Source organism: Paracoccus sp. NSM, from assembly GCF_052379855.1.
Taxonomy (GTDB): domain Bacteria; phylum Pseudomonadota; class Alphaproteobacteria; order Rhodobacterales; family Rhodobacteraceae; genus Paracoccus.
In genome coordinates, this window is record NZ_JBQTCG010000010.1 from 23,049 (window position 1) to 46,384 (window position 23,336).

Annotated in this window: 25 protein-coding genes; 13 read left to right on the top strand and 12 right to left on the bottom strand. The window is 67.5% G+C overall.

Translation table 11 applies throughout. The annotated features are described in order from the left end of the window. The first annotated feature begins 107 nt into the window (after positions 1 to 107). The 8 genes from ffh to ACTZWU_RS13390 all read left to right on the top strand — a co-directional run bounded on the left by ffh (position 108) and on the right by ACTZWU_RS13390 (position 6,109). Entirely contained in the window at positions 108 to 1,604 is a 1,497-nt protein-coding gene (ffh, locus tag ACTZWU_RS13355) for a signal recognition particle protein (RefSeq protein WP_444737856.1), read from the top strand. A 109-nt stretch (positions 1,605 to 1,713) separates the two neighbouring features. Next, positions 1,714 to 2,010, top strand: coding sequence for a chorismate mutase (locus ACTZWU_RS13360; protein ID WP_304617746.1), 297 nt, complete (start codon positions 1,714 to 1,716; stop codon positions 2,008 to 2,010). Between the two features lie 37 nt (positions 2,011 to 2,047). Further along, positions 2,048 to 2,401: a 30S ribosomal protein S16 gene (rpsP, locus tag ACTZWU_RS13365; RefSeq protein WP_444737857.1), complete on the top strand. Its 354-nt coding sequence runs from the start codon at positions 2,048 to 2,050 to the stop codon at positions 2,399 to 2,401. Positions 2,402 to 2,464: 63 nt separating this feature from the next. Continuing rightward, positions 2,465 to 2,977, top strand: coding sequence for a ribosome maturation factor RimM (rimM, locus tag ACTZWU_RS13370; RefSeq protein ID WP_444737858.1), 513 nt, complete (start codon positions 2,465 to 2,467; stop codon positions 2,975 to 2,977). Further along, complete coding sequence (gene trmD / locus ACTZWU_RS13375; protein WP_444737859.1) at positions 2,974 to 3,840, top strand: tRNA (guanosine(37)-N1)-methyltransferase TrmD; 867 nt, start codon at positions 2,974 to 2,976, stop codon at positions 3,838 to 3,840. The genes rimM and trmD overlap by 4 nt, the downstream gene beginning before the upstream one ends. After that, complete coding sequence (rplS, locus tag ACTZWU_RS13380) at positions 3,837 to 4,220, top strand: 50S ribosomal protein L19 (protein WP_444737860.1); 384 nt, start codon at positions 3,837 to 3,839, stop codon at positions 4,218 to 4,220. The genes trmD and rplS overlap by 4 nt, the downstream gene beginning before the upstream one ends. A 14-nt stretch (positions 4,221 to 4,234) precedes the next feature. After that, a complete protein-coding gene (rpmE, locus tag ACTZWU_RS13385) occupies positions 4,235 to 4,456 on the top strand; it encodes a 50S ribosomal protein L31 (protein WP_219830664.1) in 222 nt (73 codons plus the stop codon). 114 nt (positions 4,457 to 4,570) lie between these two features. After that, positions 4,571 to 6,109 carry an ATP-dependent DNA helicase gene (locus tag ACTZWU_RS13390; protein WP_444737861.1) on the top strand — a complete coding sequence of 513 codons (1,539 nt, stop codon included), beginning with the start codon at positions 4,571 to 4,573 and terminating at the stop codon, positions 6,107 to 6,109. 64 nt (positions 6,110 to 6,173) lie between these two features. On the opposite strand, the gene ACTZWU_RS13395 is transcribed toward ACTZWU_RS13390, so the two are convergent. Next, positions 6,174 to 6,944 (bottom strand): EcsC family protein, encoded by a 771-nt coding sequence (locus ACTZWU_RS13395; RefSeq protein WP_444737862.1) that lies wholly within the window; start codon positions 6,942 to 6,944, stop codon positions 6,174 to 6,176. An 18-nt stretch (positions 6,945 to 6,962) separates the two neighbouring features. Beyond that, positions 6,963 to 7,463, bottom strand: a complete 501-nt coding sequence (locus ACTZWU_RS13400) for a GNAT family N-acetyltransferase (protein WP_444737863.1) — start codon at positions 7,461 to 7,463, stop codon at positions 6,963 to 6,965. A gap of 115 nt (positions 7,464 to 7,578) precedes the next feature. On the opposite strand from ACTZWU_RS13400, the gene ACTZWU_RS13405 reads away from it, so the two are divergent. Both ACTZWU_RS13405 and ACTZWU_RS13410 read left to right on the top strand, forming a co-directional pair. After that, a complete protein-coding gene (locus ACTZWU_RS13405) occupies positions 7,579 to 8,181 on the top strand; it encodes a flavin reductase family protein (RefSeq protein WP_444737864.1) in 603 nt (200 codons plus the stop codon). After that, positions 8,178 to 8,711 carry an adenine phosphoribosyltransferase gene (locus ACTZWU_RS13410; protein WP_444737865.1) on the top strand — a complete coding sequence of 178 codons (534 nt, stop codon included), beginning with the start codon at positions 8,178 to 8,180 and terminating at the stop codon, positions 8,709 to 8,711. Before ACTZWU_RS13405 ends, ACTZWU_RS13410 begins: the two co-directional genes overlap by 4 nt. Here the strand turns inward: ACTZWU_RS13410 and ACTZWU_RS13415 are convergent. The 10 genes from ACTZWU_RS13415 to coxB all read right to left on the bottom strand — a co-directional run bounded on the left by ACTZWU_RS13415 (position 8,708) and on the right by coxB (position 17,562). After that, positions 8,708 to 10,114, bottom strand: a complete 1,407-nt coding sequence (locus ACTZWU_RS13415) for an FAD-binding oxidoreductase (protein ID WP_444737866.1) — start codon at positions 10,112 to 10,114, stop codon at positions 8,708 to 8,710. The two genes, ACTZWU_RS13410 and ACTZWU_RS13415, sit on opposite strands and share 4 nt — an antisense overlap. After that, entirely contained in the window at positions 10,104 to 10,688 is a 585-nt protein-coding gene (locus ACTZWU_RS13420; RefSeq protein ID WP_444737923.1) for a GNAT family N-acetyltransferase, read from the bottom strand. The genes ACTZWU_RS13415 and ACTZWU_RS13420 overlap by 11 nt, the downstream gene beginning before the upstream one ends. Next, positions 10,688 to 11,953: a M16 family metallopeptidase gene (locus ACTZWU_RS13425; protein ID WP_444737867.1), complete on the bottom strand. Its 1,266-nt coding sequence runs from the start codon at positions 11,951 to 11,953 to the stop codon at positions 10,688 to 10,690. The genes ACTZWU_RS13420 and ACTZWU_RS13425 overlap by 1 nt, the downstream gene beginning before the upstream one ends. Next, a complete protein-coding gene (gene thrC / locus ACTZWU_RS13430) occupies positions 11,950 to 13,326 on the bottom strand; it encodes a threonine synthase (RefSeq protein ID WP_444737868.1) in 1,377 nt (458 codons plus the stop codon). The genes ACTZWU_RS13425 and thrC overlap by 4 nt, the downstream gene beginning before the upstream one ends. A gap of 10 nt (positions 13,327 to 13,336) precedes the next feature. Continuing rightward, the gene (locus ACTZWU_RS13435; protein ID WP_444737869.1) at positions 13,337 to 14,008 is read right to left on the bottom strand and encodes an SURF1 family protein; all 672 of its coding nucleotides are present in this window, start codon (positions 14,006 to 14,008) and stop codon (positions 13,337 to 13,339) included. Between the two features lie 75 nt (positions 14,009 to 14,083). After that, positions 14,084 to 14,911 (bottom strand): cytochrome c oxidase subunit 3, encoded by an 828-nt coding sequence (locus ACTZWU_RS13440; RefSeq protein WP_444737870.1) that lies wholly within the window; start codon positions 14,909 to 14,911, stop codon positions 14,084 to 14,086. Positions 14,912 to 14,945: 34 nt separating this feature from the next. Then, on the bottom strand, positions 14,946 to 15,521 hold the full coding sequence (locus tag ACTZWU_RS13445) for a cytochrome c oxidase assembly protein (protein WP_444737871.1): 576 nt from the start codon (positions 15,519 to 15,521) through the stop codon (positions 14,946 to 14,948). Beyond that, a complete protein-coding gene (locus tag ACTZWU_RS13450) occupies positions 15,518 to 15,745 on the bottom strand; it encodes a hypothetical protein (protein WP_444737872.1) in 228 nt (75 codons plus the stop codon). Before ACTZWU_RS13450 ends, ACTZWU_RS13445 begins: the two co-directional genes overlap by 4 nt. Continuing rightward, entirely contained in the window at positions 15,745 to 16,662 is a 918-nt protein-coding gene (gene cyoE / locus ACTZWU_RS13455; RefSeq protein WP_444737873.1) for a heme o synthase, read from the bottom strand. The genes ACTZWU_RS13450 and cyoE overlap by 1 nt, the downstream gene beginning before the upstream one ends. A 57-nt stretch (positions 16,663 to 16,719) precedes the next feature. Then, entirely contained in the window at positions 16,720 to 17,562 is an 843-nt protein-coding gene (gene coxB / locus ACTZWU_RS13460) for a cytochrome c oxidase subunit II (protein ID WP_444737874.1), read from the bottom strand. Positions 17,563 to 17,809: 247 nt separating this feature from the next. Here coxB and tldD point away from each other — a divergent pair, with 247 nt between their 5' ends. The 3 genes from tldD to topA all read left to right on the top strand — a co-directional run bounded on the left by tldD (position 17,810) and on the right by topA (position 23,305). Further along, positions 17,810 to 19,231: a metalloprotease TldD gene (gene tldD, locus ACTZWU_RS13465; RefSeq protein WP_444737875.1), complete on the top strand. Its 1,422-nt coding sequence runs from the start codon at positions 17,810 to 17,812 to the stop codon at positions 19,229 to 19,231. Between the two features lie 120 nt (positions 19,232 to 19,351). Continuing rightward, positions 19,352 to 20,491 (top strand): DNA-processing protein DprA, encoded by a 1,140-nt coding sequence (gene dprA, locus ACTZWU_RS13470; protein ID WP_444737876.1) that lies wholly within the window; start codon positions 19,352 to 19,354, stop codon positions 20,489 to 20,491. Positions 20,492 to 20,578: 87 nt separating this feature from the next. Beyond that, a complete protein-coding gene (gene topA / locus ACTZWU_RS13475) occupies positions 20,579 to 23,305 on the top strand; it encodes a type I DNA topoisomerase (RefSeq protein ID WP_444737877.1) in 2,727 nt (908 codons plus the stop codon). Positions 23,306 to 23,336: the final 31 nt, after the last annotated feature.

The window sequence follows — 23,336 nt, forward strand, 5'->3', positions numbered from 1 at the left end:
TCCCGGAAGGACTGCCCTTCCGGTCCCCGCACAAGGCGGGGATCGCCCCCCGTCAGCGCGTTGCGCCCACGGGGGCAATATCGTTTTGGACCGAAGGAGGCCCGGCCATGTTCGAGACCCTATCCGACCGTCTTGGCGGCGTCTTCGACCGGCTGACCAAACAGGGCGCCCTGTCCGAGGATGACGTCACCGCCGCCATGCGCGAGGTCCGCGTCGCCCTGCTCGAGGCCGATGTCTCGCTGCCGGTCGCCCGCAGCTTCGTCAAGGCCGTGACCGCCAAGGCGACGGGCGCCTCGGTCACCAAGTCGATCACCCCCGGCCAGCAGGTCGTCAAGATCGTCCATGACGAACTGATCAAGGTCTTGCAGGGCGACGACGCCCCCGAGGCGCTGCGCATCGACAACCCGCCCGCGACCATCCTGATGGTCGGCCTGCAAGGCTCGGGCAAGACCACCACCACCGCGAAACTGGCCCTGCGCCTGAAGGACCGCGAGAAGAAGCGCATCCTGATGGCCTCGCTGGACACGAACCGTCCGGCGGCGATGGAACAGCTTGCGATCCTGGGCCAGCAGATCGGCGTCGATACGCTGCCCATCGTGCCGGGCCAGACCGCGCCGCAGATCGCGCAGCGCGCCAAGACGCAGGCCGGGCTTGGCGGCTATGACGTCGTGCTTCTGGACACTGCCGGGCGCCTGCATATCGACCAGGCTCTGATGGCCGAGGTCCAGCAGGTCCGCGACATCGCCCAGCCGCGCGAGACGCTCTTGGTCGTGGACGGCCTGACCGGTCAGGACGCCGTGAACGTCGCCACCGAATTCGACGGCAAGGTCGGCATTTCGGGCGTGGTCCTGACCCGGATGGACGGTGACGGGCGCGGCGGTGCGGCTTTGTCGATGCGCGCCATCACCGGCAAACCGATCCGCTTCGTGGGTCTGGGCGAAAAGATGGACGCGCTGGAGACCTTCGATGCCAGCCGCGTCGCGGGCCGCATCCTCGGCATGGGCGACATCGTGGCCCTGGTCGAAAAGGCCCAGCAGGTGCTGGAGGTCGAACAGGCCGAGCGCATGATGAAGCGCTTCCAGAAGGGTCTGTTCAACATGAACGACCTGCGCGGCCAGCTCGAGCAGATGCAGAAGATGGGCGGCATGTCCTCGGTCATGGGGATGATGCCCGGCATGGCCAAGATGGCCAAGCAGGCCGAGGCCGCAGGCTATGACGACAGCGTCATCCGCCGCCAGATCGCGCTGATCAATTCGATGACCAAGAAGGAACGCGCCAATCCCGACATGCTTCAGGCCAGCCGCAAGAAGCGGATCGCGGCGGGGGCGGGTCTGGACGTGGCCGACCTGAACAAGCTTCTCAAGATGCAGAAGCAGATGGCCGACACGATGAAGAAGCTGGGCAAGATGGGCAAAGGCGGGCTGATGAAGCAGGCCATGCGCGCGATGACCGGCAAGGGCGGCGGGCTGCCCGACATGGACAACCTCGACCCCGCCAAGATGGCCGAGGCCCAGAAGATGCTGGCCGATCCCAAGGGGCTTGGCGGGCAGTTGGGCAAGGCCGGTCTGCCCGGCGGCCTCGGCGGATTGTTCGGCAAGAAGTGACGCCCATGACCCCGATTTCCGCATGCCGCCCGGTGCACGGGCTGTGCACAACCGGTGCACAGGTTGTGCTTACGGGAATTGAACGAAATGAACGGCTTGGAGACCTCGCGTGACGGACACAGCCACCCGCGCCGCCGCCCTGCTCAAGGACCATCGCGCCAGCATCGACCGGCTGGACGCGATCCTCGTCTATACCCTGGCCGAGCGGTTCAAGCACACCCAATCCGTCGGCCGCCTCAAGGCCGAACACGACCTTCCTCCGTCCGATCCGGCCCGCGAAGCCGCCCAGATCGAGCGGCTGGAACGCCTCGCGCGCGAGGCCGATCTAGACCCGGAATTCGCGCGCAAATTCCTGAACTTCGTGATCGCCGAAGTGATCCGGCACCACGAACAATACCAGTCCTGAGGGCATCCGCCCGACCGCCATTCAAAGGAGAATACCGATGGCCATGAAGATCCGCCTTGCCCGTGGTGGCAGCAAGAAACGTCCCCATTACGCGATCGTCGCCTCGGATTCGCGGATGCCGCGTGACGGCCGCTTTATCGAGAAGCTGGGCACCTACAACCCGCTGCTGGCGAAAGACAGCGAAGACCGCGTCAAGATGGATGTCGAGCGCGTGAAGCACTGGCTGGGCCAGGGCGCGCAGCCGACCGACCGCGTGGCCCGCTTCCTGGAAGCCGCCGGCGTCACCGAAAAGACCGAGCGCAAGAACCTGAAAAAGGCCGAGCCCGGCAAGAAAGCCAAGGCCCGCGCCGAAGAGCGCGCCAAGAAAGCCGCCGCGGCGACCGCCGAATGATCCCCTGACGGCCCGGCCCCGCGCCGGGCCGTCTTTTACGCCCGAAACGGAAACCGCCCTGCCATGAGCGACAAGATCTGCGTCGGCGCGATCGCCGGGGCCTTCGGGGTCCATGGCGAGGTGCGCCTGAAAAGCTTCTGCGCCGAGCCTTCGGACATCGCCTCTTACGGCGCGCTGACGACCGAGAATGGCGCCCGCAGCTTCACCGTGACCCTGACCCGCCCCGTGACCGGCGGTCTGGGCGCGCGGATTTCCGGCGTGGCGACCCGCGAAGACGCCGAGGCGCTGAAGGGCACGACCCTCTGGGCGCCGCGCGCGGCCCTGCCCTCGCTGCCCGATGACGAATTCTACCATGCCGACCTGATCGGGCTTCAGGTCGTGGATACCGGCGGGGTGCCTCTGGGCCGCGTCCGCGCGATCTATGACCACGGCGCAGGCGACATCCTGGAAATCGTGGGCGGCGCGCAGGTGCTGCTGCTGCCCTTCACCCGCGCCATCGTGCCGACGGTCGATCTGACGGCGGGCCGGATCGTGGCCGACCCGCCCGGCGCCTCGGACGATGACGGCCCGGAATGACCGAGACGCCGAAATCCCATGGCCGCCTGTCGATCCGCCCCAGCCTGCGCCCGCGCGAATTGATGGCCGAGCCGCAGGTTCTGGGCGCCTGGACCGCGCGCATCATCACCCTGTTTCCCGAGGCTTTTCCCGGCATCCTGGGCCTGTCGCTGACCGGCAAGGCGCTGGCACAGGGCCTGTGGAACCTTGAGACCATCCCCCTGCGCGAACACGGCATCGGGCGGCACCGCAATGTCGATGACACGCCCGCCGGCGGCGGCGCGGGCATGGTGATCCGCCCCGACGTGCTGGACGCCGCCCTGCACGAGGCCGGTCCGGGCCTGCCGGTGATCTACATGTCGCCGCGCGGCAAGCCGCTGACGCAGGCCCGCGCGCGGGCCCTGGCGCAGGGTCCGGGCGTCACGCTGATCTGCGGCCGGTTCGAGGGGATCGACCAGCGCGTTCTGGACGCCCACGACATCGAGGAAATCAGCATCGGCGATTATGTCCTGACCGGCGGCGAGATCGCGGCTCAGGTCTTGATCGACGCGACGGTCCGCCTTATACCGCGCGTGCTGGGGAATCAGGATTCGCTGGCCGAGGAGTCCTTTTCCATCGGCAACAGGGGCCTTCTGGAAGCCCCCCAGTTCACGAAGCCCGCCCAATGGGAAGGCCGCGAAATCCCGCCGGTTCTGCTGTCGGGAAACCACGCGGCCATCGCTGCATGGCGGGCAAGTGAGGCCGAAAGGCTGACCAAGGAACGCCGCCCCGATCTGTGGCGGGCATACCAGGACGGTATGGACCCGGCAAAGGACCGACAGCTCTCGGGCGCATCAGACCAATCGCGGGATCACCGCGAGCATCAAGAGGAACCCAGGCGATGAACCTGATCGCACAACTCGAAGCCGAGCAGATCGCTGCGCTCGGCAAGACCATCCCCGACTTCAAGGCCGGCGACACCATCCGCGTCGGCTACAAGGTGACCGAGGGCACCCGGACCCGCGTGCAGAACTACGAAGGCGTCTGCATCTCGCGCAAGGGCGGCAGCGGCATCGGTGCCAGCTTCACGGTTCGCAAGATCAGCTTCGGCGAAGGCGTGGAACGTGTGTTCCCGCTCTATTCGACGAACATCGATTCGATCGAGGTCGTGCGTCGCGGCAAGGTGCGTCGCGCCAAGCTGTATTACCTGCGCGACCGTCGCGGCAAATCGGCCCGTATCGCCGAAAAGACCAATTACCGTCCGCTGTCCGGCGACAAAGCCTGAATCGAGGTCATCCGATGAAAAAAGACATTCACCCCGATTACCACATGATCGAAGTCAAGATGACGGACGGCACGGTCTATCAGACCCGTTCGACCTGGGGCAAGGAAGGCGAGACGATGTCGCTGGACATCGACCCGACCTCGCACCCGGCCTGGACCGGCGGCTCGTCGCGCCTGATGGATACCGGTGGCCGCGTGTCCAAGTTCAAGTCGAAATACGCGGGCCTCGGCTTCTGATCCGACGCCTCACGGCTTTCGCGGCGCCGCCCCTCGGGGCGGCGTCTTGCGTTTCGGCCCCATCCGCGGCGCAGGCCCTTCGCTTTTCCGTCCCGCCCGGATAAGGCTGTCGCCATGACACAGACCGCGCCCGCCCCGACCCTGTCGCCCGATCAGGCCGAAGCCTGGGACATGCTGGCCGAGACGTTCGGCGCGGCGGGCATCGACATCGCCGCCGAAGAGGTCCACCCCGCGACCGAGGGCAAGGGCCGCGTCATGGCGGTGATCGGCAAGGCCGGGTCCGGCAAGACGCTGCTTCTGTCGCAGCTGACCAAGGCCTTGCTGGAGGCCGGGGTCGATCTGATCAGCCCCGACTGGGAGGGCCGCCGCCGCAAGGACCGCCGCAGCGTGGCGATCCTGGCGCCGACGAACAAGGCGGCTTTCGTCCTGCGAATGCGCGGCGTTCCGGCGACGACGATCCACCGCATTCTTTACACCCCCGTCTATGACCCGGAATACGAGAAGATCGCCGATTGGCTGACGGAATCCGGCGTCAAGCCACAGATCGAGGGGCTGGACGATGCCGCCCTGGACCGCATCCGCGCGTTCTACGACCAGCACGGCTCGATCCCCGGGGCGCTTGCGGCGGCGGGTCTGCGCGGCTCGGATTTCATCCGCGGCTGGAAGCGCCGCGAAGAGGGGCTGGATGTCGGGCTGATCGACGAGGCCTCGATGCTGGACGAACGCCAGTTCGAGGATCTGCGCGAGATCTTTCCCGTGCTGGTCCTGTTCGGCGACCCCGCCCAGCTGGCTCCGGTCGGGCAATCGGGCGAGATGGTCTTTGACCGGCTGGCGCCCCAGCAGCGGCTTTACCTGAACCGCATCCACCGCCAATCCGACGACAACCCGATCCTGGATCTGGCCCATGCTTTGGCCGATGAACGGCTGGGCTTTGACGCCTTTGAAAGCATGGTGCGGGACGCGGCGCGGCGCGATGACCGGGTGGTCTGGGCCGAGCGGGTCGAAAGCGATCTGATGGCGCGCAGTCCGGTCCTTGTCTGGCGCAACGCGACGCGCATCCGGCTGATCCACGCCTTCCGCAGCGCCTATGGCGCACCGGGCGATGCGCTGCTGCCGGGCGAGCCTCTGATCTGCGACGGGCTGGAACTGCCGCTGAAGCACCGCAAGAAGCGCATCGATCTGGAGGCGCGGGGGCTGATCAAGGGCGCTCAGGTCGTCTATCTGGGCCCCGGCCGCAAGCCCGGCTTTTCGCGGCTGCACGTTATCGGGGCCGAGGATCCGCGCCTGTCGGCGGCCTCGATCGTGAAGATCGAGATGCCGGATGCCGAAGAGCCCTTTATTCCCTATGCGGCGCGGATGGGGGCGGCCTTTCTGCACGGCGCCGCCGTCACCATCCACAAGGCGCAGGGCAGCCAATGGCCGCAGGTGCAGGTCTTTGCCCCCGACATCGCCGCCGCCGCATGGTCGAACCGGAACGAGGCCGGGGTGCCCTTGTGGAAGCGGCTGACCTATGTCGCGATCACCCGCGCGCAGGAGCGGCTGTTCTGGGTGACGAAGGCGCGTCTGGCACGGCCTGCCGCCGGGCTGAGCACCGCCGATCTGGAGGCGCCTGTCAGCGCGCTGGCGCTGAGCGCGGCCGAGGCCGAGGATTAGGCGCGTCCCGCAAGCGCCGGGGGCCAGCCCCCGGACCCCCGGGATATTTGGACCAAGGCAAAGATCAGGCGCGATGCGCCGCGAGGAAGGCTTCGTCCAGCGCCTCGGGCGGGAGGCCGGTTTCCCGCGAAAGGCGCAGCAGGCCGAAATGCACGCGGGCGAGGTTCTGATAATAGCCGAGGAAGGCGTGGTTGATCGTGGCGCCCGCCAGGGCGCCGATGACCGGGGCCGATTGCAGGGCGAGTTTCTGGCCGAGCATCGTGGCGAGGCGCGGGGCAGCGGCGGCAATCAGGGCCTGGCTGGATTGGCCTGCCAGCGGGATGGCGAGGCCCGAGAGCGGCGTGCGCGTGGGGTCGCGCGACGGCGGGCGGGCGGCGAGGATGCGCAAGGCCTCTCGGCGCAGATCCTCATCCTCGGGGTCGAGGCCGTGTTCGTCCGCGATGTCGAGGATCGCGCGCATCAGCAGCGTCACCGTGACCGGCAGTTCCAGAAGCGCGCCGGTGATGCCTGCCGCGCCCGCCGCGCCACCGATCAGGGTCGCGCCGATGCGGTTGAAGCGGTCGCTGCGGGCGCGCAGGGTCGTGCGGCTGGCCCTTGCGGCGCGGAAGGCGCGGGTCAGCGCCTGTTCGGTCGCGGCCTCAAGCCTGCGCGACAGGCCGGGCGGCAGGCGCGTCGCGGCGTTCTCGGCCCCCTGCCCGATGCGCGAGATGAGCCGGATCAGTGGCCCGCCCGCCTGCTGGCGGCTTTGCGCCAGCCGCGCGATCTGGGCATGAATCGACGGATCGGTGATCGGCGGCAGGATCTGGGGCGTGATCTGGGGCGGGCGGTCGCTCATCGGCGGGGGATGTCGGATTCAGGGGCGGGGTTGGGCCGAGAGGTCGCGCATGACCTCTCCGGTGACATCAACCCATGCGCCGGGCTGAAGTTCCAGCCCCAGGACGCGGTCCGGGTTCGTGGGCGGGGGCATCTCGACCCCGTCGAGGCGCGAGAAACCGAAGCGGCTGTAATAGGGCGCATCGCCCACCAGCAGGACGCGGCTCCAGCCGAGATCGCGGGCCCGTGACAGGCTGTCGCGCATCAGAAGGCCGCCCAGCCCCTCGCCCTGCGCGGTCGGGTGGACCGCGATGGGGCCCAGAAGCAGAACCGGTTTATCGGCGACCCGGACCGGCCAGTGCCGGATCGCCGCCATCAGCACGTCGGATTGGCGCAGCAGCAGGCAGAGATCGGCCACGGGCGGCACGCCATCGCGCAGCCGATAGGAGGACAGCGCCGTACGGCCCGGGGCGAAGCACAGATCGTAGAGCGCCTCGACCTCGGGCGCGTCGGCACTTGTCTCGGGGCAGATCTGATACATCGCCGCGCCTCCTGCATTCGGGGTGGCCCCTTATCACGGCTGGACAGCAGGCGGAACATTGCACAGCGGGAAAAGCGGTGGCAGGTTGGCGACCGAACGCGACAGGAGGCCGCCCATGTTCTATAGACCCGAAGCCGGACACGGCCTGCCCCACAACCCCTTCAACGCCATCGTGGCGCCCCGGCCGATCGGCTGGATCTCGACCCGGGGCAAGCTGGGCGACAATCTGGCGCCCTATTCCTTCTTCAACGCGGTCGCCTATGTGCCGCCGCAGGTGATGTTCGCCTCGACCGGAGCCAAGCCCGACCGGCCGGGCGCCAAGGACAGCGTCGCCCAGATCATCGAAAGCGGCGTCTTCTGCGTGAACATCGCCAGCCGCGACACCGAGGCGGCGATGAATGCCAGTTCGGCCCCCCTGCCAGCGGGCGTGAACGAATTCGAGGTGGCGGGCGTGGAAAGCATCCCCTGCCAGACGATCGACTGCCCGCGCGTGGCGCAGGCCGTGGCCGCGCTGGAATGCCGCCTGACGCAGATCGTGCCGCTGGCGGGCGAGCAGAATTTTGCCGTCTTCGGTGTCGTCACGGGCGTTCACCTGCGCGACGATTGCGTGGTCGATGGCCGCTTCGATCCGCGCCCTGCGGGCGGCTGGCTGGCGCGTTTGGGCTACAAGGATTACACCGCCGTCACCGACATCTTCGAGATGGACCGCCCCGCATGAGCCGCGAGGTCAAGGATTACATCCGCAGCATTCATGATTTCCCGCATGAGGGAATAATTTTCCGCGATGTGACCACGCTGTTCTCGGATGCGCGCGGGTTCCGCATGGCTGTGGACCAGTTGCTGCACGCCTATGCCGGGCAGCGCATCGATAAGGTCGTCGGCCTCGAGGCGCGTGGCTTCATCCTTGGCGGCGCGGTGGCGCATCAGCTTTCGGTCGGGTTCGTGCCGATCCGCAAGAAGGGCAAGCTGCCCGGCACCGTCATCAGCGAGGCCTATCAGCTGGAATATGGCGAAGCGATCATGGAGATCCACGATGACGCCCTGCGCGCGGGCGAACGGGTGCTGATCGTCGATGACCTGCTGGCCACCGGCGGCACGGCGGCGGCGGGGATCACGCTGTGCCAGCGGCTCGGGGCCGAGGTGATCGGCTGCGCCTTCGTCATCGACCTGCCGGATCTGGGCGGCCGCAAGGTGCTTGAGGGGCTGGGAATGCCCGTCCATGCGCTCTGTGCGTTCGAAGGCGCCTAGATCAGAACGGCGCCGGGGTTCATGATGCCTGCCGGGTCCAGCGCCTGCTTGATGGCGCGCATCGCGGCCAGACGGGCGGGGTCGCCCCATTCGGCCAGTTCCGCCGCCTTGAGCCGCCCGACCCCGTGTTCCGCCGAGAACGAGCCGCCGCGTTCCACCACCATCTGATGGATGCGGCGCGACAGGGCGCGGCGCTGGTCGTCGTATTCCTCGCGTCTGCGGCCCGGCGCGGGGAACAGGTTGTAATGCAGGTTGCCGTCTCCCAGATGGCCGAAGCAGTTGACGCGCATGTCACCCTCGGCCGCGATCATGGCGCCTGCGTCGCGCACGAAAGCCGCAATTTCGGACAAAGGCAGGCTGATGTCATGGCTGGCAATCGCGCCGACATGGCGGTTGGCCAGCGGGATATGTTCGCGCAGCGCCCAGAGGTCGGCGGCCTGCTGGCCCGACTGCGCGATGGTGCCGTCATGGACCAGACCGGCGGCGGAACCGGCCTCGAACAGCCCTTCCAGCGCGCGGGCCGAGGACAGGCCAGCGGGCAGGCCGACCTCGATCAGGGCCATCCATTCCGGGATGGGCGCGAAGGGCTGGCGCATCTGCGGGAAGGCCTCGGCCAGGAAATGCAGCCCCTGCCCCGCGATCAGCTCGAACGCGGTCACCCCGCCCGCCATGCGGGCCTGCGCCAACGCCAGAAGCCGCAGCGCGGCCTCGGGGCTGTCCACGACCATCAGCGCCACGCCCGTCTCGGCCGGGACCGGGGCCAGGACCAGCGCGGCGGCGGTGATGATCCCAAGCGTGCCTTCGGCGCCGATCAGCAGATCGCGCAGGTCGTATCCGGTATTGTCCTTTCGCAGCCGCTTGAGGTCGCGCATGATCTGGCCCGAGGGCAGCACAGCCTCGACCCCAAGACACAGCGCACGGGCATTGCCGTAGCGCAGTACATTCACGCCGCCCGCATTGGTGGACAGCACACCGCCGATCCGGGCGCTGCCCTGCGAGGCCAGCGACAGCGGGAATTGCCGACCCGCCGCCGCCGCCGCGTCCCGCGCAGCCTGCAGGGTCACGCCCGATTCCGCGATCATCACGCCCTCGTCGGGATAGGTCGCGCGGATGGCGGCCATGCGTTCCAGCGACAGGATCAGCGGCGCGGGGCCGTCGGGCATGATCTGGCCGCCCACAAGCCCGGTGCCGCCGCCGCGCGGCACGACCGGCACGCGGGCCGCCGCGCAGGCGCGGATGATGGCTGCGCATTCTTCGGCATCACGGGGGGCGGCGACCAGCCCCGCCTGTCCGTGAAAACGGCCGCGCGGCTCCTCGGTATAGGCGGGGGACGGCTCGCGCAGCACCCCTGCGGGCAGGTGCGCGGCCAGTCGTTCGTCAGCGGGGTTCAGCTCAGCGGACATCGGTGCGCCCCCTTCGGTCGCTGCGCAGATTGGCGTAGAGCACATGGTTGCGCCAGCGCCCGTCGATCTGCAGATAGCTTTGCGCGACGCCCTCATACTTGAAGCCCGATTTCTCGAGCACCCCGCGCGAGGCGGCGTTCTCGGGCAGGCAGGCAGCCTCGATCCGGCTGAGATCCAACGTGGTAAAGGCGTAATGGACCAGCACACCCAAAGCCTCGCGCATGTAGCCCTGACGCGCATGGGGCTGGCCGATCCAGTAGCCGACGGTCGCCGATTGCGCAGGGCCACGCCGGATATTGTCCAGCGTCACGGCCCCCAGCAGCGCCCCGTCTGAACGGCGCGTGATGAAGAAGGGAAAGCCCGTCCCGGCATGAGCCGCACGCGCGGCCCAATGGACGCGGTTGGTGAAGCTTTTGCGGGAGAGGTGGTCGCGCGACCAGACGGGTTCCCACGGGGTCAGGAAGTCGCGGCTTTCGTCACGCAGCGCGGTCCAGGCGTTGAAATCGGAATGCGAGGGCAGGCGCAGCACGATCCGCTCGGCATCCAGCCGGACCGGACGGCGCCTGAGCAGCATCATGCAGCAAGCCTTCGCAGCAGATCCTCGCGGGTCGGCGCGCCCTCGACCGGGCCGTAAAGCGCCAGAGCAGGCCGCGCCGAGCCGATCAGCGCGACCGCGTGGTCGCGGATATCGGCCAGCGTCACGCTGGCGATGCGCTCGGCCACCTCGGACGCATCGGGCACCCGGCCCCAGATGGCCAGCGTGCGCGCCATGCGTTCCGCCTGGGCCGAGGGGCTTTCCAGACCCATCAGCAGGCTGGCACGCAGCTGGGCGCGGGCGCGGGCCAGTTCGGCCTCGGTCATGTCCTCGGCGGCGCGCTTGATCTCGTCGATGGTCAGGTTCGCCAGATCGGCCAGATCCTCGGCCCCGGTCCCGGCATAGATCGTCAGCATGCCGGTGTCGTCGTGAAAGCCCGACTGCGCGAAGATCGTGTAGCACAGGCCGCGTTCCTCGCGGATCTTCTGGAACAGCCGCGAGGACATCCCCCCGCCAAGCGCCGACGAGAAGATCTGCGCGGCATAGAAATCCGGCGCCAGATAGCCCGGCCCCTCGAAGGCCAGCGCGAAATGGGCCTGTTCCAGCGGCTTGACATGGCGCGTCTCGCGGCCCTGCCAGCGGGCGGCCTCGCGCGGGGCCTGGGCCACGGGCTTCAGATGGCCAAAGGCAGCCTCGGCCAAGGCCACGATGCGGTCATGCGAGACAGCGCCCGCCGCCGAGACGACCATCTGGCCGGGGCCGTAATTCTCGGCGACAAAACTCGCCAGATCGGCGCGGCCGAAGCGGCTGACGCATTCGGCGGGGCCAAGGATCGTGCGGCCCATCGGCTGGTCGGGATAGGCGGCCTCTTGCAGCCAGTCAAAGATGATGTCGTCGGGCGTGTCCAGCGACTGCCCGATTTCCTGCAGGATCACGCCGCGCTCGACCTCGATCTCGCGGGCGTCGAAGACCGGGTTCAGCACGATGTCGCTGATCACGTCAAAGGCAAGATCGACGTCATCCTCGAGCACGCGGACGTAATAGGCGGTCGCGTCGCGCGAGGTATAGGCGTTGATGTAGCCGCCCACATCCTCGATCGCCTCGGCGATCTGCAGGGCGCTGCGGCGCGTCGTGCCCTTGAAGGCCATGTGTTCCAGAAAGTGCGCGATGCCGTTCTGTTCGGCGCGTTCGTTGCGCCCGCCCGCATTCACCCAGACGCCAAGTGCGGCAGAGTGCAGCCCCGGCATGGCGCGAGTCGCCACCCGCAGCCCGTTGGGCAGGGTCGTGATGATGGGTTCGTTCACTGAGTTCTCCGTTCGAGGATCAGTGACTTAAGCGCCTCGACATCGTTTTCAACCCGCGTCACGCGTTCGGGCAAATCGAACAGGCTCGCCATATGCGGCGGCAGGACGGGCCGCTGGCCGGTCGCGCGCTCGACCGCGTCGGGGAACTTGGCGGGATGCGCGGTGGCCAGCGTGACCATCGGGACGCCCGGCTCAAGGTGACGCTCGGCCACGGCCACGCCGATGGCGCTGTGCGGGCAAAGCACCTCGCCCGTCGTGCTCAGGGCGCGGGTGATCGTCGCCAGCGTCTCTTCCTCGGAGACGCGGCCCGAGCGGAATTCCTCGCGCAGCGTTTCCAGCGCGCCCAGGCTGATCGAGAAACCACCGGCCTTCAGCTCGACCATCAATTGCCGGATCGCGCCCGCGTCCTGACCATAGGCCAGATACAGCGCACGTTCGAAGTTCGAGCTGACCTGAATGTCCATCGAGGGGCTGATCGAGGGCGCGACCTCGCCCACCCGGTATTCGCCGGTGGTCAGCGCGCGGTGCAGGATGTCGTTCTGGTTCGTCGCCACGATCAGACGGCGCACCGGCAGGCCCATGCGGCGCGCGATGGAACCGGCGAAGATGTCGCCGAAATTGCCGGTCGGGACGCAGAAATCCGTCTGCCGCATCCCCAGGGACGCGCAGGCGGTGAAGTAATAGACGATCTGCGCCACGACGCGCGCCCAGTTGATGCTGTTCACCCCGGCCAGCCCGACGCCGTCACGGAAATCGTGGTCGTTGAACAGGTCCTTCAGACGCGCCTGGCAATCGTCGAAATGCCCAGTGACGGCCAGCGCATGCACGTTCTCGGCGGCCGGCGTCGTCATTTGACGGCGCTGCACCTCGGACACGCGGCCATGCGGATACATGATGAACACGTCCACGTTGTCGATGCCGCGGAACGCCTCGATCGCGGCGCTGCCGGTATCGCCCGAGGTCGCGCCGACGATGGTGATGCGCTGCCCCGACCGCGTCAGCGCGATCTGGAACAGTTGCGCGATCAGCTGCATCGCGAAATCCTTGAAGGCCAGCGTGGGACCGTGGAACAGCTCCAGCAGGTGATGTCCGGGCGCCAGCTGCACCAGCGGCGCGCGTGCGGCGTGGCTGATGCGCGCATAGGCCCGGTCAATGGCGCCGCGCAATTCCTCATCGGTGAAGCTGTCGCCGGTGAAGGGACGGATCACGCGAAAGGCGACCTCTTCGTAGGACAGGCCGTCCAGCGCCTCGATCCCCTCCAGCGTGGGGATGGTCTCGGGCAGGTAGAGGCCGCCGTCGCGCGCCAGCCCCGACAGCATGGCCTCTTCGAAGTTCAGAACCGGGGCCTGCCCGCGGGTCGAGACGTAACGCATCATTCGTCCTTCAGTATTTGCGCTGCCTGATACGCCAGATCAGCGCCAGTGTCATCACCGCCCATGTCACAGCGATCAGGAACCACTGCATCGCATAGGACAGATGGTTGTTCGGAATCCCCTCGACCGCGACCGGGATCGGGCGGGCGCCCTGATTGTCGCCCTGCACGAAGCTGGCCACGACCAGCACCGGAAGCGTGTCCAAGACCTCGGCCATGTGCTCGACATCGCGGGCGAACCAGATGTTCTCGTCCAGGTTCGGCGCGGGGGTCGAGGAACTGGCATCCTGCGGCCAGTGCAGGTTGCCGGTGATCTGCAACCGGACCGGCGGGCGTTCCACCCGGCGCATCTGCTGCGGCACGAAGCCCCTGTCCACAAGGATCGCGCGCCCGTCATCGGTGATGAAGCGCGAGACGACCTGATAACCCGCGCCTTGGTCGCGGGTATGGGACAGCACGTCGATCTCGGCCCCGGTGGTGGTGCCGCTGACCGTGACGGGCAGGTATTTCATCGAAGGGTCGATCTGGTCCGGCAGGGGCACGGGGGGCGCGTTGATCCCCTCGACGATCTCGGCCAGCAGCCCCTCTTTCCAGTCGCGGCGCTCAAGCTGCCACAGACCCAGCTGGATCAGGATGGCGCAGCCGACAATGCCGACGACAAGAGGAAAGAGATAGCGGCGCATGGCGTTTCCGATCATGGACAACGAAAAACGCGCGGGGCCTGATCCCCGCGCGCCTGTTTTCGCTGGTGGCGGGGATCAGCTGCCCCAGACGTAGATCACGGCGAACAGGACCAGCCAGATCACGTCAACGAAGTGCCAGTACCAGGCGGCGGCCTCGAAGCCGATATGCTGGTGCTGGGTCATCTGGCCCTTCATGAAGCGCCACAGGCAGACGGCCAGGAAGATCGTGCCGATGATGACGTGCAGGCCGTGGAAGCCGGTCGCGATGTAGAAGGCGGCGGCATAGGAAGTGTCGGCCAGGCCGAAAGCGGCGTGGCTGTATTCGTAAGCCTGCAGGCCGGTGAAGATCACGCCCAGGGCCACCGCGATGGCCAGACCGTTGATCGCCACCTTGCGGTCGCCCTCATGCGCCCAGGCGTGGTGCGCCCAGGTCACGGCGACGCCCGACAGCAGCAGGACCAGCGTGTTGATGAAGGGCAGGTGCCAGGGGTCGAAGGTCACGATGCCTTCGGGCGGCCAGACGCCGTCGCGCAGCGGGCTTTCGGGGCCCATCGGATACATGGCGTTCTTGATGAAGTTCCAGAACAGCGAGACGAACAGCATCGCCTCGGAGATCACGAACAGGATAAAGCCGTATTGCAGGCCCAGGCGCACGACGGGGGTGTGGTCGCCGGCCTCGCCCTCGCGGATGACGTCGGCCCACCAGGCGAAGCTGACATAGGTCGTGGCGACCAGACCGATCAGGAACATCCAGGGGCCGGTGATCGGCGCGCCGAGCAGCGTCACCTCGCCCGTCATCCAGGCGACGGCGCCGAACAGCATGACGAAGACCGCCACCGCCGCAAGGAACGGCCAGATCGAGGCCGGAAGAATATGGTAGTCGTGGTTCTTTGCATGCGCCATGGCGGATCCCCGTCGGCTCCCTCGAAGTCTTTTCTCAGTTGATGGTCTCGGCCGTGTCCGTGTCAAGCGCGGCGCGCCGGGGCTCGGTCCGGTGGAAAGTATAGGACAGCGTGATGTCGCGCACCCAGCTGGCGTCGCGGTCCTTCACGATCTCGGGGTCGACGAAGAAGCTGACCGGCATCTCGATCCGCTCGCCCGGTTGCAGGGTCTGTTCGGTGAAGCAGAAGCACTCGACCTTGCTGAAGTAGAAGCCCGAGATCTCGGGGGCGACGTTGTAGCTGGCGGTGCCGGTGATCGGCACGTCGGAATTGTTGATCGCCTCGTAGAAGGCCAGCCCGTTCTCGCCGATGCGGACATCCATGCGGTTCTGCATCGGACGGAAGGTCCAGGGCAGATTCGGGTCGGTATTGGCGTCGAAGCGGACGCGGACGACATCCTCAAGCACCAGATCGGGCGCCGCGGCCGAGACCTGCGTGGTGCCGCCAAAGCCGGTGACGCGGCAGAACCAGTCGTAGAACGGAACCGCGGCCCATGACAGCGCGCCCATGGTGATGACCACGCCGACCAGCTTGGTCGCGGTGCGGCCCTCGGGGCTCATGCGTTTCATCATTCGGCGGCCTCCTGTGACGGGTTCGATGCGGGTTCGGCGGGTTCCTCTGCGGGCAGCAGGCTGACGCGCGGCTGGTGATCGAAGGCTTCCATCATGTTGCCTTGCTGGACCTTGACCACGGTCAGCGCAAAGACCAGCGCGACGAAGCCGATCAACACGAAGCCCAGCCCGACATTGCGCGACCGGCGGCGGCCATGCAGTTCATGTTCAGCCTTGAGTTGCATCACCACGCCCCCAGCCAGTTCTGCCCCAGCAGCGCCAGGAAATGAAGAAAGAGATAGGTCAGCGACAACTTGAACACGCGCTTTTCCGTGGCGAAATCGTCGCCACGCGCCGCATCCTCGCTGCGTCGCAGGATCTGCCAGCCCCCCCGGATGAAGGCCGCGTTCAGCACCACCGCCACCGCCAGATAAAGCGGACCGCCGACCGAGGTGAAGCCCAGCCAAAGCGAGAAGGGCGCCAGAACCAGCGTATAGGCAAAGATGTGGCGGCGCGTCACTTCGCGGCCATGCGTGACCGTCAGCATCGGCACGCCGGCATCCTTGTAATCGTCGCGCATGAACAGCGCGAGCGCCCAGAAATGCGGCGGCGTCCAGAAGAAGATCAGCGCGAACATCAGCAGCGATTCGATCGAGATGCCGCCCGTCGCGCAGGCCCAGCCGATCATCGGAGGGAAGGCCCCCGCCGCGCCGCCGATGACGATGTTCTGCGGCGTCCAGCGTTTCAGCCAGACCGTATACACGACGGCATAGAAGAAGATCGTGAAGGCAAGGAACAGGGCGGCGAACCAATTCGCCACCAGCCCCAGCATCATGACCGAGATGCCCGAGAGGGCCAGCCCGACCGCCAGCGCCTCGCCGCGCTGGATACGACCGGCGGGGATGGGGCGCGACTGCGTGCGGCGCATGACCGCGTCGATGTCGCTGTCATACCACATGTTCAGCGCGCCCGATGCCCCGCCACCAAGCGCGATGAACAGCACCGCGCAGAAGGCCAGGAACGGATGCACGTCAACCGGCGCGATCCACAGGCCCACGAAGGCCGTGAACACCACAAGAGACATCACCCGCGGCTTCAGCAGCGCGACATAGTCGTTGAACTCGGCCTCGGGGGCGGTCTGGCAGGCGTTGATATCGGTCATCGCGCGTTCATCATCCTTCCTTGGCCGGGGCCGTCAGCCCCGACCTGGGTCGCAAGATCACTCGGCGCGGGCCAGCGTGATCTCGGCTGCGGCATCAAGGGCGGCGGTCTGCGCGGCCTCGTCGCCAAGCGTGCCGCCCTGATCGGCGACCCACGCGGCATAGACCTCGGGGCTGACCGCCTTCACGACGATGGGCATGTAGGCGTGGCTGATGCCGCAAAGTTCGCTGCACTGGCCGAAATAGACGCCTTCCTGCTCGACATTGAACCAGGCCTGACCGATGCGGCCCGGAACGGCGTCCTGCTTCACGGCAAAGGCCGGGATGGTCCAGGAATGGATCACGTCGCTGGCGGTGATCTGGACCAGCACGTTCTGACCGACCGGAACGACCATCGCGGTGTCGGTGGCCAGCAGGTATTCGTCGGCGGAGTAGCCGTAATCGGCCAGCTCATCCTCGGCCAGCATCAGCGAATCGAAGGCGATGCCATTGTCGGGATATTCATAGGACCAGTACCACTGGTGGCCGGTGATCTTGACCACGACATCCGGATTTTCCGGCATTTCCTGGCTGCGGAACAGGATCGGCAGCGAGAAGGCACCGATCGCCACGAGGATCAGCACCGGAACCAGCGTCCATGCGATTTCCAGCGGCGTGTTGTGGGTGAATTTCGCCGGAACCGGGTTCGCGCGCGAATTGAAGCGGAAGATCACGATCAGCAGCAGCACGCAGACAAAGACCGTGATGGCCGCAATGATGTACAGCACGAAATGGTCCAGCCACTGCTGGTCCCGTGCCAGTTCGGTCGCGGCCGGGTGGAACCCGGTTCCGCGCGCCACCGGCTTGCCGATCGAGGGCAGCTCGCCCAACACGTCCTGCGCCAGCGCAGTGCCGGTCAGCATGCCCGCAGTCGCGAACCCCGTAGCTGCCGCGACTGCCCCGCGAATCATCGCTCTTGCCATCGTTCCATCCCGTTGCATTGGCCCGGCCTGAACAGCCGCAGGGGCGGCCGCAAGGCTGCCCCTTTTCCTTTCACAGTGGCCGTTCTATGACCATATCTCGCCCTCTCGGGCAAGTGATACATACAGAAAACCGGCGATTTTGGAACGCGACGCGCTGCCGCGCACCATGACCCGGCAAGGAGGCCAGATGACAGACGCGACCTTCGACCCCTTTGCCGAACTGCTTGACCGCGACCGCGCGCTGTCGATCCTGCGCGACGCCGTGGCCGGCGCCGAGGATGGCGAATTGTTCCTGGAACGCAGCCACAGCGAGGCACTGACCTTCGACGATGGGAGGCTGCGCCATTCCAGTGCGATGGCCGGCCAGGGCTTCGGCCTGCGCGCCGTCAGCGGCGAGGTCACCGGATACGCCCATTCCACCGACATCTCCGAGGCTTCGCTGCGCCGCGCCGCGCAAACCGCGCGCCTGGCGGTGGGCGCGGGTGGCGGCACTCTGGCCGATCCCGCGCCGATGCGTCCCGTCGCGCTCTATCCCGCGATCGACCCGGCCGAGGGCATCAGCATCGCCACGCGCATCGCCCTTCTGCGCGAGATCGACGACTATGCCCGCAGCCTCGATCCCCGCGTCGTGCAGGTCACGGCCAGCATTGCCAGCGCCCTGCAAGAGGTCGTGATCCTGCGCCCCGAGGGTGGCCTTGTGCGCGACATCCGCCCGATGACGCGACTGAATGTCGCAGTCATCGTCGAGAACAACGACCGCCGCGAATCCGGCAGCGCGGGCGGCGGCGGGCGCGTCTCGCTGACGGGGCTGATGCAGCCCGCCCATTGGCGCGCCCAGGTGGACGAGGCGCTGCGGATCGCGCTGGTCAACCTGCGCTCGGTTGCGGCGCCGGCGGGGGTGATGGATGTGGTTCTGGGGCCGGGCTGGCCGGGCATCCTGCTGCACGAGGCCGTGGGCCACGGACTCGAGGGTGATTTCAACCGCAAGAAGGCCAGCGCCTTCGCGGGCCTTCTGGGCCAGCGCGTCGCGGCGCCGGGCGTGACCGTCGTCGATGACGGCACGATCCCCGACCGGCGCGGCAGCATCAACATCGATGACGAGGGCACGCCCCCCGCCCGCAACGTGCTGATCGAGGACGGCATTCTCGTGGGCTACATGCAGGACCGCCAGAATGCCCGGCTGATGGGCGTGGAACCGACCGGCAACGGGCGCCGCGAAAGCTTTGCCCATGTGCCCATGCCGCGCATGACCAACACCTACATGCCGGGCGGAGATGCCGACCCCGCCGCGATCCTGGCCGACCTGAAGGACGGCATCTATGCGGTGGGCTTCGGCGGCGGTCAGGTGGACATCACCAACGGCAAGTTCGTCTTTTCCTGCACCGAGGCCTATCGGGTGAAAAACGGCGTGGTGGGCGATCCGGTGCGCGGCGCGACCCTGATCGGGGATGGGGCGACCGCGCTGCAACAGGTGCGCGCTATCGGCAACGACATGGCGCTGGACCCGGGCATCGGCAATTGCGGCAAGCAGGGGCAATGGGTGCCGGTGGGCGTGGGCCAGCCGACGCTGCTGATCGGCGGGCTGACGGTGGGCGGCTCGGCCGCCTGAAGAATGCAGACCCGGTAACCGGTTGTTAACGACATCCGCGCTAGAAGTGAGCCCGGATGAGTCGGAGGCAGCTTCATGAACGGGTCCGCATTGCACGCAATCCCCCAAAACCCTGCGATCATGCGGGATGACGATCTGTCGGTCTTGCGGCTCATCCGCTCGCGCAGGGTGGGGCCTGCGACGTTTCATCGGCTGATCGCCGAACATGGCAGCGCGTCCGAGGCCTTGCGCGCCCTGCCCGAGATCGCCGCCGCCGCCGGCATCGACGATTACAGCACCTGCCCCGAAGGCGTCGCCGCCGCCGAGCTGTCGGCCGGTCGCCGCGCGGGGGCGCGGCTGATCCGCTGCGATTCGCCCCATTATCCGCCCGCCCTGCGCCAGATCGAGGGGGCGCCGCCGGTCCTGTGGCTGCGTGGCGATCCCACATGGCTGGCGCGCGATGTCGTGGCGGTGATCGGGGCGCGCAACGCCTCGTCCTTGGGGCTGCGGATGGCGCGGGGAATGGCGGCGGGGCTTGGCGAACAGGGGCTGGTCGTCGCTGCGGGGCTGGCGCGCGGGATCGACACGGCTGCCCACAACGCCGCCCTGCCGACCGGAACCATCGCGGTGATGGCGGGCGGCGTCGATGTCATCTACCCGGCCGAGAATGCCGTTCTGGCCGCGCAGATCGCTGAAAAGGGCGCGCTGATCTCGGAACAGCCCCCCGGAACCGAACCCGCCGCGCGTCATTTCCCGACCCGCAACCGCATCGTCTCGGGGCTGTCGCGCGCGGTCGTGGTGATCGAGGCCGCGCATCGCTCGGGCACGTTGATCACCGCGAAGAACGCGCTGGATCAGGGGCGCGAGGTGATGGCGGTGCCGGGCCACCCGATGGATGCCCGCGCAGCCGGCTGCAACGCCCTGATCCGTGACGGCGCGCTTCTGGTGCGCGGCGCGGCCGATGTGGCCGAGGCTCTGGCTCAGGCCGCGCAGGCCGACGAGGGCGCGCAACCCTTACTGCCGCCCGTGGTCGCGGCGCCGGTCACGCGACGGCTGCAGGGGACAGGCGGCCCGGTCGCCGCCCCCTCGACGCGCGACCGTGGCGGCCCCGTGCAGCTTGAGGGGCGCATCCTTGCGCGGCTGTCGCCCTCGCCCACGGACGAGAACGACCTGATCCGCGATCTGGGCATTCCGGTGGCGGTCGCCAATGCCGCGATCGTGGCGCTGGAACTGGAAGGACGCGTGACACGGGTGCCGGGCGGGCGGATCGCTCTGTGCTGATGGGCGAGGGGCGGGCGACCAAGGGCCGTTGACAGCACCGCGCCCCGCACCCATGTTGCCGCCCCATCGCAGTTGCCCGAGGAATCCATGCCCGTCGTCGTCGTCGAATCTCCGGCCAAGGCCAAAACGATCGAGAAATATCTGGGCGGGGATTACCGTGTTCTGGCCAGTTTCGGGCATGTCCGCGACCTGCCGCCCAAGGATGGCAGCGTCGATCCCGAACAGGATTTCGACATGAAATGGGAGGTGGCTGCAGACAGCAGGAAGCACCTCAAGGCGATCAAGGACGCGCTCAAGGACGATCAGTCCCTGATCCTGGCCACCGACCCCGACCGCGAGGGCGAGGCGATCAGCTGGCACCTGCTGGCCGCACTGGAGCCCGCGCTGAAAAAGGGGGCGCAGGTCAACCGCGTGACCTTCAACGCGATCACCAAGACCGCCGTAACCGAGGCGATGGCCCGACCGCGCCAGATCGACCAGCCGCTGGTCGATGCCTATCTGGCCCGCCGGGCGCTGGATTATCTGGTGGGCTTCAACCTCTCGCCGGTGCTGTGGCGCAAGCTGCCGGGCGCCAAATCGGCAGGCCGGGTGCAATCGGTCTGCCTGCGCCTGATCGTCGACCGCGAAATGGAGATCGAGGCCTTCAAGGCCCGCGAATACTGGTCCGTCCATGCCCGCCTGGCGACACCGGGCGGCGAGGAATACGACGCCACGCTGGTCTCGCTGGCGGGACGCAAGCTGGACCGTTTCGATCTGGCCGATCAGGATCAGGCCGCGATGGCGCTGAGCGCGGTGGCCAGCCGCGACCTCAAGGTCGCGAGCGTCGCGGCCAAGCCCGCCAGCCGCAACCCCTGGCCGCCCTTCATGACCTCGACCCTCCAGCAGGAGGCCAGCCGCAAGCTGGGCATGGGCGCCAAGGCCTGCATGTCGGCGGCGCAGCGGCTCTACGAGGCCGGGCTGATCACTTACATGCGGACCGACGGCATCGACATGGCACCCGAGGCCGTGATGTCGGCGCGCGACGCGATCAAGGCGAAATTCGGCGAGAATTACCTGCCGAAATCCCCGCGGATGTACAAGAACAAGGCCAAGAACGCGCAAGAGGCGCATGAATGCATCCGACCGACCAACATGATGATGTCGCCCGACCGGCTGAAGGTCAGCGCGGATGACCAGCGCAACCTCTATGACCTGATCTGGAAGCGCACCATCGCCAGCCAGATGGAAGCCGCGCGGATGGAGCGCACGACCGTCGAGATCGCCAGCCCCGACAATCAGGTCGGCCTGCGCGCGACGGGACAGGTCATGCTGTTCGACGGCTTCCTGCGCGTTTACGACCAGGGCCGCGACGATGACGAGGGCGAGGACAGCGCCCGCCTGCCCGCCATCACCGAAGGTGAGGCCGCGCGCCTCGTCGCCGCCGCCTTCTCCGGGGAACTGGCCAAGGCACGCGAGAAGGGCGGCGACCCTCTGACCGCCCCCGCAGGCCAGAAAGCCGCGCCCGGCTTTCTGACCGACGATCGCGCCGCCGTCGCCTCGCGCCAGCACTTCACCCAGCCGCCCCCCCGCTATACCGAGGCCACGCTGGTCAAGCGGATGGAGGAACTGGGCATCGGGCGCCCCTCGACCTATGCCAGCATCGTGACGACGATCCAGGACCGCGACTATGTTCGCAAGGACAAGAACCGCCTGATCCCCGAGGACAAGGGTCGGCTGGTCACGATCTTCCTGCTGAAATATTTCCCGCGCTATGTCAGCTACGATTTCACCGCCGATCTGGAAAACGAACTGGACGAGATCAGCGCCGGCGAGCGGGTGTGGCGCGACGTGCTCGGACGCTTCTGGAAGGATTTTTCGAAAGCGCTGGAAGGCACGTCCGAGCTTCGCATCACCGAGGTTCTCGATGCGATCGACGATGCGCTGGCCCCGCATCTCTATCCGCCGCGGGCCGATGGCGGCGATCCGCGTGCCTGTCCACTCTGCGGCGCGGGGCGCCTGAACCTCAAGACCGCGCGGTCGGGCGGGGCCTTCATCGGCTGCACGAATTACCCCGAATGCCGCTATACCCGCCCGCTTTCGGCGCCGGATGGCGAGGCCCCGGTCGGCGACCGCGTTCTGGGCGAGGATCAGGGCGATCCGATCAGCCTCAAGACCGGGCGCTTCGGCCCCTATGTCCAGCGCGGCGAGGCGACAGACGAAAACCCCAAGCCGCCCCGCGCCTCGATCCCGAAAGGGTGGGACGCGGCGACGCTGGATCTGGAACGCGCGGTCCAGCTGTTGTCGTTGCCGCGCCCGGTCGGCCCGCATCCCGAGGACGGCGTGCTGATCGAGGCCGGAATCGGACGGTTCGGTCCCTATGTGAAGCACGGCACGAAATACGCCAATATCGCGGATGTGGACGAGGTCTTCACCATCGGCATGAACCGCGCGGTCGAGGTTTTGGCGGCCAAGCAGACGCGCGGACGCGCGGCCGCTGCCGCGCCTTTGCGTGAACTTGGCGATCATCCCGATGGCGGCCCGATCCAGGTGATGAACGGGCGATATGGCCCCTATGTCAAATGGGCCAAGGTCAACGCCACCCTGCCCCGTGACACCACGCCCGAGGATCTTACTCTTGAACAGGCCTTGGAACTGATCGCGGCAAAGGCGGGGAAATCGCCCGCCAAATCGACGCGCAAGCCTGCCGCCGCGAAAACCGCCAAGCCGAAGGCCACCACCAAGGCCAAGGCGAAAGGCACGACGACCAAGGCGGCGACCAAGGCGGCGACCAAGGCGAAAACCGCCAGTTCCAAGCCCTCGAAGGACGTCGATTGAGCGCTGCGGGCGGTAACATCGCCCGCGCCGA

Bases quoted from the DNA above. Each gene is read 5' to 3' on its own strand.
- ACTZWU_RS13390 (WP_444737861.1), top strand. From the start codon at position 4,571: ATGACACAGACCGCGCCCGCCCCGACCCTGTCGCCCGATCAGGCCGAA.
- ACTZWU_RS13435 (WP_444737869.1), bottom strand. From the start codon at position 14,008: ATGCGCCGCTATCTCTTTCCTCTTGTCGTCGGCATTGTCGGCTGCGCC.
- ACTZWU_RS13410 (WP_444737865.1), top strand. From the start codon at position 8,178: ATGAGCCGCGAGGTCAAGGATTACATCCGCAGCATTCATGATTTCCCG.
- dprA (WP_444737876.1), top strand. From the start codon at position 19,352: ATGCGGGATGACGATCTGTCGGTCTTGCGGCTCATCCGCTCGCGCAGG.
- ACTZWU_RS13450 (WP_444737872.1), bottom strand. From the start codon at position 15,745: ATGCAACTCAAGGCTGAACATGAACTGCATGGCCGCCGCCGGTCGCGC.
- rpsP (WP_444737857.1), top strand. From the start codon at position 2,048: ATGGCCATGAAGATCCGCCTTGCCCGTGGTGGCAGCAAGAAACGTCCC.
- rpmE (WP_219830664.1), top strand. From the start codon at position 4,235: ATGAAAAAAGACATTCACCCCGATTACCACATGATCGAAGTCAAGATG.
- thrC (WP_444737868.1), bottom strand. From the start codon at position 13,326: ATGCGTTACGTCTCGACCCGCGGGCAGGCCCCGGTTCTGAACTTCGAA.
- ACTZWU_RS13395 (WP_444737862.1), bottom strand. From the start codon at position 6,944: ATGAGCGACCGCCCGCCCCAGATCACGCCCCAGATCCTGCCGCCGATC.
- tldD (WP_444737875.1), top strand. From the start codon at position 17,810: ATGACAGACGCGACCTTCGACCCCTTTGCCGAACTGCTTGACCGCGAC.
- topA (WP_444737877.1), top strand. From the start codon at position 20,579: ATGCCCGTCGTCGTCGTCGAATCTCCGGCCAAGGCCAAAACGATCGAG.
- ACTZWU_RS13440 (WP_444737870.1), bottom strand. From the start codon at position 14,911: ATGGCGCATGCAAAGAACCACGACTACCATATTCTTCCGGCCTCGATC.
- ffh (WP_444737856.1), top strand. From the start codon at position 108: ATGTTCGAGACCCTATCCGACCGTCTTGGCGGCGTCTTCGACCGGCTG.
- ACTZWU_RS13445 (WP_444737871.1), bottom strand. From the start codon at position 15,521: ATGATGAAACGCATGAGCCCCGAGGGCCGCACCGCGACCAAGCTGGTC.
- ACTZWU_RS13405 (WP_444737864.1), top strand. From the start codon at position 7,579: ATGTTCTATAGACCCGAAGCCGGACACGGCCTGCCCCACAACCCCTTC.
- rimM (WP_444737858.1), top strand. From the start codon at position 2,465: ATGAGCGACAAGATCTGCGTCGGCGCGATCGCCGGGGCCTTCGGGGTC.
- trmD (WP_444737859.1), top strand. From the start codon at position 2,974: ATGACCGAGACGCCGAAATCCCATGGCCGCCTGTCGATCCGCCCCAGC.
- ACTZWU_RS13420 (WP_444737923.1), bottom strand. From the start codon at position 10,688: ATGCTGCTCAGGCGCCGTCCGGTCCGGCTGGATGCCGAGCGGATCGTG.
- cyoE (WP_444737873.1), bottom strand. From the start codon at position 16,662: ATGACCGATATCAACGCCTGCCAGACCGCCCCCGAGGCCGAGTTCAAC.
- ACTZWU_RS13400 (WP_444737863.1), bottom strand. From the start codon at position 7,463: ATGTATCAGATCTGCCCCGAGACAAGTGCCGACGCGCCCGAGGTCGAG.
- rplS (WP_444737860.1), top strand. From the start codon at position 3,837: ATGAACCTGATCGCACAACTCGAAGCCGAGCAGATCGCTGCGCTCGGC.
- ACTZWU_RS13415 (WP_444737866.1), bottom strand. From the start codon at position 10,114: ATGTCCGCTGAGCTGAACCCCGCTGACGAACGACTGGCCGCGCACCTG.
- coxB (WP_444737874.1), bottom strand. From the start codon at position 17,562: ATGCTGACCGGCACTGCGCTGGCGCAGGACGTGTTGGGCGAGCTGCCC.